The sequence below is a fragment of the Streptomyces prasinopilosus genome, assembly GCF_001419695.1.
Lineage (GTDB): Bacteria > Actinomycetota > Actinomycetes > Streptomycetales > Streptomycetaceae > Streptomyces > Streptomyces prasinopilosus.
In genome coordinates, this window is record NZ_LIRG01000588.1 from 1 (window position 1) to 5,262 (window position 5,262).

A 5,262-nucleotide genomic window follows, 5' to 3' on the forward strand; every position below is an offset into this window, starting at 1 on the left:
TGACCCCGCTGCGGGCCTTCGTGTAGTTGAAGCCGACGTCCGTCACCAGGTCGCGGACCACCGGGAAGGCCCGCAGCGGGGTCACGGTGATCACCTCGTCGCGGTCGAACACCGACATCCGGGTCATGCACAGCAGGCGCGGGCGGCCGTTGATCTCGGCCGAGCAGGAACCGCACTTGCCCGCCTTGCAGTTCCAGCGGACGGCGAGGTCGGGGGCCTGGGTGGCCTGGAGCCGGTGGACGATGTCGAGGACCACCTCGCCGTCGTTCACCTCGACCCGGAAGTCCTCCAGGCCGCCGCCCCGCACGTCCCCGCGCCACACCCTGAAGCGGGCCTCGTAGCTGCTCACTCGTACAGCTCCTCTTCGCTGAGGTACTTGACCAGCTCCTCCTTCTCGAAGAGGGCGAGCAGGTCGGGGCGGACGGGTTCGGTGGTCTCGCGGGTCAGGACGATCTGGCCCCGTTCCGGGGAGGTCGCCGCGGCGCCGCCCGTCGGGTCGGCCATCGAGCACAGCAGGTTGACGTTGCGCCAGGCGCGCTCCATCGCGGAGTGGTCCTCGCGGGTGTGGCCGCCGCGCGACTCGGTGCGCTCCAGCGCGGCCCGTGCCACGCACTCGCTGACCAGCAGCATGTTCCGCAGGTCCAGGGCGAGGTGCCACCCCGGGTTGAACTGCCGGTGCCCCTCCACACCGGCCCGCCGGGCACGGGCCCGCAGCTCGGCCAGCTTCCGCAGGGCCTGCTCCATCTCGGGCTCCCGGCGGATGATGCCCACCAGGTCGTTCATCGTCTGCTGGAGCTCCTGGTGCAGGGTGTACGGGTTCTCCGGGGGGCGCGCGTCCGTGTCCTCGCGGCCCCCGCTCTCCGCCGAGAAGGGGCGCAGCGCCTCCGCGGCGGCGGCGTCCACCTGGGCGTCGTCCACCCGGGGCCGCTCCCGTCCCGCCGCGTGCTCGGCCGCGTGCCAGCCCGCCCGGCGCCCGAACACCAGCAGGTCGGAGAGGGAGTTGCCGCCCAGCCGGTTGGAGCCGTGCATGCCGCCGGCCACCTCACCGGCCGCGAACAGCCCCGGTACCCCGCGCGCGGCCGCCGTGTCCGAGTCGACGGCGATGCCGCCCATCACGTAGTGGCAGGTGGGCCCGACCTCCATCGCCTCCGCCGTGATGTCCACGTCCGCCAGCTCCTTGAACTGGTGGTACATCGACGGCAGCCGGCGCTTGATCACCTCGGCGGGCATCCGGGTGGACACGTCCAGGAAGACCCCGCCGTGCGGGGAGCCGCGGCCCGCCTTCACCTCGGCGTTGATCGCGCGGGCGACCTCGTCGCGGGGGAGCAGTTCGGGGGGACGCCGGTTGTGGTCCGGGTCGTCGTACCAGCGGTCGCCCTCCTCCTCGGACTCGGCGTACTTCTCCTTGAAGACGTCCGGCACGTAGTCGAACATGAACCGCTCGCCCTCGGAGTTGCGCAGCACCCCGCCGTCGCCGCGCACCGACTCGGTGACCAGGATGCCCTTCACCGACGGCGGCCAGACCATGCCCGTCGGGTGGAACTGCACGAACTCCATGTTGAGCAGCGGGGCCCCGGCCAGCAGCGCCAGCGCGTGCCCGTCCCCGGTGTACTCCCACGAGTTCGACGTCACCTTGAACGACTTGCCGATGCCGCCCGTCGCGAGGACCACGGCGGGCGCCTCCAGCACGAAGAAGCGGCCGGACTCCCGCTCGTAGCCGAAGACGCCGCAGGCGTGGGGTCCGTCCTTCAGCACCCGGGTGACCGTGCACTCCTGGAAGACCTTCAGCCGGGACTCGTGGTCCCCGGTCTCCCGGAAGTCCTCCTGCTGGAGGGCGACGACCTTCTGCTGGAGGGTGCGGATCAGCTCCAGGCCGGTGCGGTCGCCCACGTGCGCGAGGCGCGGGTACTCGTGGCCGCCGAAGTTGCGCTGGGAGATCCGGCCGTCCTCGGTCCGGTCGAACAGCGCGCCCCACGTCTCCAGCTCCCACACCCGCTGCGGCGCCTCCCGGGCGTGCAGTTCGGCCATCCGCCACTGGTTGAGGAACTTCCCGCCGCGCAGGGTGTCGCGGAAGTGGACCTTCCAGTTGTCGCCGGTGTTGACGTTGGCCATGGCGGCGGCGATCCCGCCCTCGGCCATCACGGTGTGCGCCTTGCCGAACAGCGACTTGCAGACCACCGCCGTACGGGCGCCCCGCTCGCGTGCCTCGATGGCGGCGCGCAGCCCGGCACCGCCCGCACCGATCACGACGACGTCCCATTCCTGCCGGTCGACCACGGTCATCTCAAAAGGCCCCACTCGTCGGAAACCGTCATAACCTGCCAGAACTCACAGCCCTCGCGGCGTTCGCGGAACGCCCGGAGGGGTCGTCAGAAGAAGCGCGGATCGTCGAAGGCGCCGGACGCGACGAGGTAGACGTAGAGGTCGGCGACCGCCACGCTCACCAGCGACGCCCAGGCGAGCTGCATGTGCCGGGCGTTCAGCCGCCCCACCCACTGCCACATCCGGTAGCGCACGGGATGCCGGGAGAAGTGCTTGAGCTTGCCGCCGACGATGTGCCGACAGGAGTGGCAGGAGACGGTGTACGCCCAGATCAGCGCGATGTTGACCAGGAAGACGACGGTGCCGAGCCCCATGTGGCCCCACGCGTAGTGCTCGTCGCGGAAGGCGAGGACGGTGTCGTAGGTCAGCACCAGGGCGACCAGGAGCGCCGCGTAGAAGAAGTACCGGTGGACGTTCTGCAGGACCAGCGGGAAGCGGGTCTCCCCGGTGTACTTCCGGTGCGGCTCGGCGACCGCGCAGGCCGGCGGGGACGCCCAGAAGCCCCGGTAGTAGGCCTTGCGGTAGTAGTAGCAGGTCAGGCGGAAGCCGAGCGGGAAGACCAGGATGAGGATCGCCGGCGAGAGGCCCCACCAGCTTCCGAACAGCTCCCAGTTGGGTCCGCCGCGCATCGGCTCGCAGTTCTCGGCGAGGCACGGGGAGTAGAACGGCGAGACGTACGGCGCCGCGTAGTAGTCCGCGTTCGACAGGGCCCGCCAGGTCGAGTAGACGACGAAGGCGAGCAGGCCGGCCGCGGTGGCGGCGGGGGCCAGCCACCAGCGGTCGGTCCGCAGGTGCGGAGCGGCGATCGCGGCGCGGGTACCGGTTCTCACACCGGTACGTCGGGGCTGGGGGTCTGTGGCGGGAGGTTCCGTACCAGTGGCCACTTGTCCGCTCCGGTCGGGGTCAGGGGGCGCGGCGGTCGTGCGCGCCGAGCCCCTCGTCGTCCGTGTCCACCCACAGGGACGGGTCGTACGGCGTGTCGGAGATGGTGACCAGATCGGGCCGCTGCGGTGCGCCGGCCGTGGTGACGGCCGTCTCCCGGAGCAGCGCGACGCTCTCGCGCAGGTGATTGGTGTCGGACCGGACGCGGCGCATCTCCAGGCCGCCGCTGCCGAGCTGCTTCTCCAGGCGTCCCACCGACCGGATCAGGTCGTCGAGACTGCGCTGGACGGATGCCAGTTCCTCGTGCACGGACATGACTTGCCCTCACTTCTCGCGGGTCCTTCGGGATCCTTCAGGCCCAAGGCGGCACCGTTCATGCGCCTGAGAGTGTCGCGCGTCACACCTTGTGCTGTGAAGGGATGTGCATCGATTGGCCGAGGCGCACGGGTGCGCCGCCCGGTGTCCTACGCCGTACGGGTGCCCTTCCGATCCGCGGCCGCCGTGTCGCTCCTGGTTGCCGAACCCTTTCCTCTTCAGTGGCCGCATACATCAGATGAGATCTAAATACCAACAAAAGTGATCATAACGTCCGCGGCTTCATCACGGAGGTAACCAGAGATGTCCCACGACGGTGTCGGCCCGCGCGCGGTCATGCGTTCGGTCGTCTTCCTCACCGCGGGCGCGCTCGTGGTGCCCGCGCTGGCCGGATGCAGCTCCGACGACGACCCGGCCGGCCGGCCCCTCGCCGGCGGGGACATCGCCCGCGCCGACCGCGCGGGGATCGCCGACGGCGGCACGCTGCGCTGGGGCGTGGACACCGTCCCGGAGACCCTGAACGCCTTCCAGGCGGACGCCGACGCCACCACCACCCGGATCGCCCAGGCCGTGCTGCCGTCGATGTTCCGGACGGACGACCGGGGGCGTCCGGTGCGCAACCCCGACTACCTGGAGTCCGCCGAGGTCGTCGAGACCGAGCCCAGGCAGGTCGTCCTCTACAAGCTCAACCAGCAGGCCGTCTGGAGCGACGGCCGGGAGATCGGCGCCGCCGACTTCGCCGCCCAGTGGCGCGCCCTGTCCGGCAAGGACTCCGCCTACTGGACCGCCCGCAACGCCGGCTACGACCGCATCGAGAAGATCGAGCGCGGCACCGACGACCTGGAGGTCAAGGTCACCTTCGGCCGGACCTACGCCGACTGGAAGTCGCTGTTCGCACCGCTGTACCCGAAGGACGTCATGGGCACCCCGGACTCCTTCAACGACGGGGCCCGCACGAAGCTGAAGGTCACCGCGGGACCGTTCGCGGTGAAGAAGGTCGACCGCAAGGCCGACGAGGTCACCCTCACCCGCAACGCCCGCTGGTGGGGGGAGCCGGCCCGGCTCTCCACGATCGTGCTGCGCGAGGTGCCCCACGGTGAACGCGTCGCCGCGCTCACCGCCGGCACCCTGGACCTGGCCGAGGTCGACGCCGCGGCCGCCCGCCGCATCTCCGCCGCCGCCGGCCCGCGGGGCACGGCCCCGGCCGAAAGCGCGAGCCCGGGCACGGGCGGGGGGACGGACGGGAGCACGCCGGACGGCACGGCCCCGATGGGCCCCGGGACCGCCGGTCGCGGGGCCGGACGGGCCGCGGCGCAGGCCCTGCGCGCCTGGGCCGTCGCCGACGGCTCCGACGAGGAGGACGCCGACGGGAAGGCCTCCGCCCGTAAGGAGCGGCACGAGGCCGCCGCGGAGCTCGCCCGGGAGCGGCGGGCCCTCGGCGGCTTCGAGGTGCGCAAGTCACTGGAGCCCGCCTACACCCAGCTCGCCCTCAACGGGGCCGAGGGCCCCCTCGCCGACGAACGGGTCCGCCGCGCCGTGGCCCGCGCCCTGGACCGGCGGGCCCTGGCGGAAGCGGTCCTGAAACCGCTCGGCCTGCCCGCCGAACCCGTCGGCAGCCACCTCGCGCTCTCCGGGCAGGCCGCCTACGCCGACGGCAGCGGTGCCCTCGGCGGCCAGGACGCCGAGGAGGCGCGGGCCCTGCTCGCGGACGCCGGCTGGGTGCCGGGCGGCCCGGTGCAGAAG

General features: G+C 72.1%; 5 protein-coding genes. 1 reads left to right on the forward strand and 4 read right to left on the reverse strand.

Translation table 11 applies throughout. From position 1 onward, the window contains the following. The 4 genes from AOK18_RS22780 to AOK18_RS22795 form a co-directional block, all read right to left on the reverse strand. The coding region (locus tag AOK18_RS22780; protein WP_157865148.1) for a 2Fe-2S iron-sulfur cluster-binding protein at positions 1-349 on the reverse strand (349 nt) is incomplete at its 3' end. After that, the gene (locus tag AOK18_RS22785; protein WP_055695547.1) at positions 346-2,283 is read right to left on the reverse strand and encodes a fumarate reductase/succinate dehydrogenase flavoprotein subunit; all 1,938 of its coding nucleotides are present in this window, start codon (positions 2,281-2,283) and stop codon (positions 346-348) included. The genes AOK18_RS22785 and AOK18_RS22780, both read right to left, overlap by 4 nt. 86 nt (positions 2,284-2,369) lie before the next feature. Continuing rightward, positions 2,370-3,206, reverse strand: a complete 837-nt coding sequence (locus tag AOK18_RS22790; protein ID WP_055571193.1) for a hypothetical protein — start codon at positions 3,204-3,206, stop codon at positions 2,370-2,372. Positions 3,207-3,225: 19 nt separating this feature from the next. After that, on the reverse strand, positions 3,226-3,519 hold the full coding sequence (locus AOK18_RS22795) for a hypothetical protein (protein ID WP_055695548.1): 294 nt from the start codon (positions 3,517-3,519) through the stop codon (positions 3,226-3,228). 303 nt (positions 3,520-3,822) lie between these two features. Between AOK18_RS22795 and AOK18_RS22800 the strand changes: the two genes are divergently transcribed. Continuing rightward, positions 3,823-5,262, forward strand: a 1,440-nt coding sequence (locus AOK18_RS22800) for an ABC transporter substrate-binding protein (RefSeq protein ID WP_240503276.1), incomplete at its 3' end; no start/stop codon positions are given.

Coding starts and splice junctions, on each gene's coding strand:
- AOK18_RS22785 (WP_055695547.1), bottom strand. CDS start 2,283: ATGACCGTGGTCGACCGGCAGGAATGGGACGTCGTCGTGATCGGTGCG.
- AOK18_RS22795 (WP_055695548.1), bottom strand. CDS start 3,519: ATGTCCGTGCACGAGGAACTGGCATCCGTCCAGCGCAGTCTCGACGAC.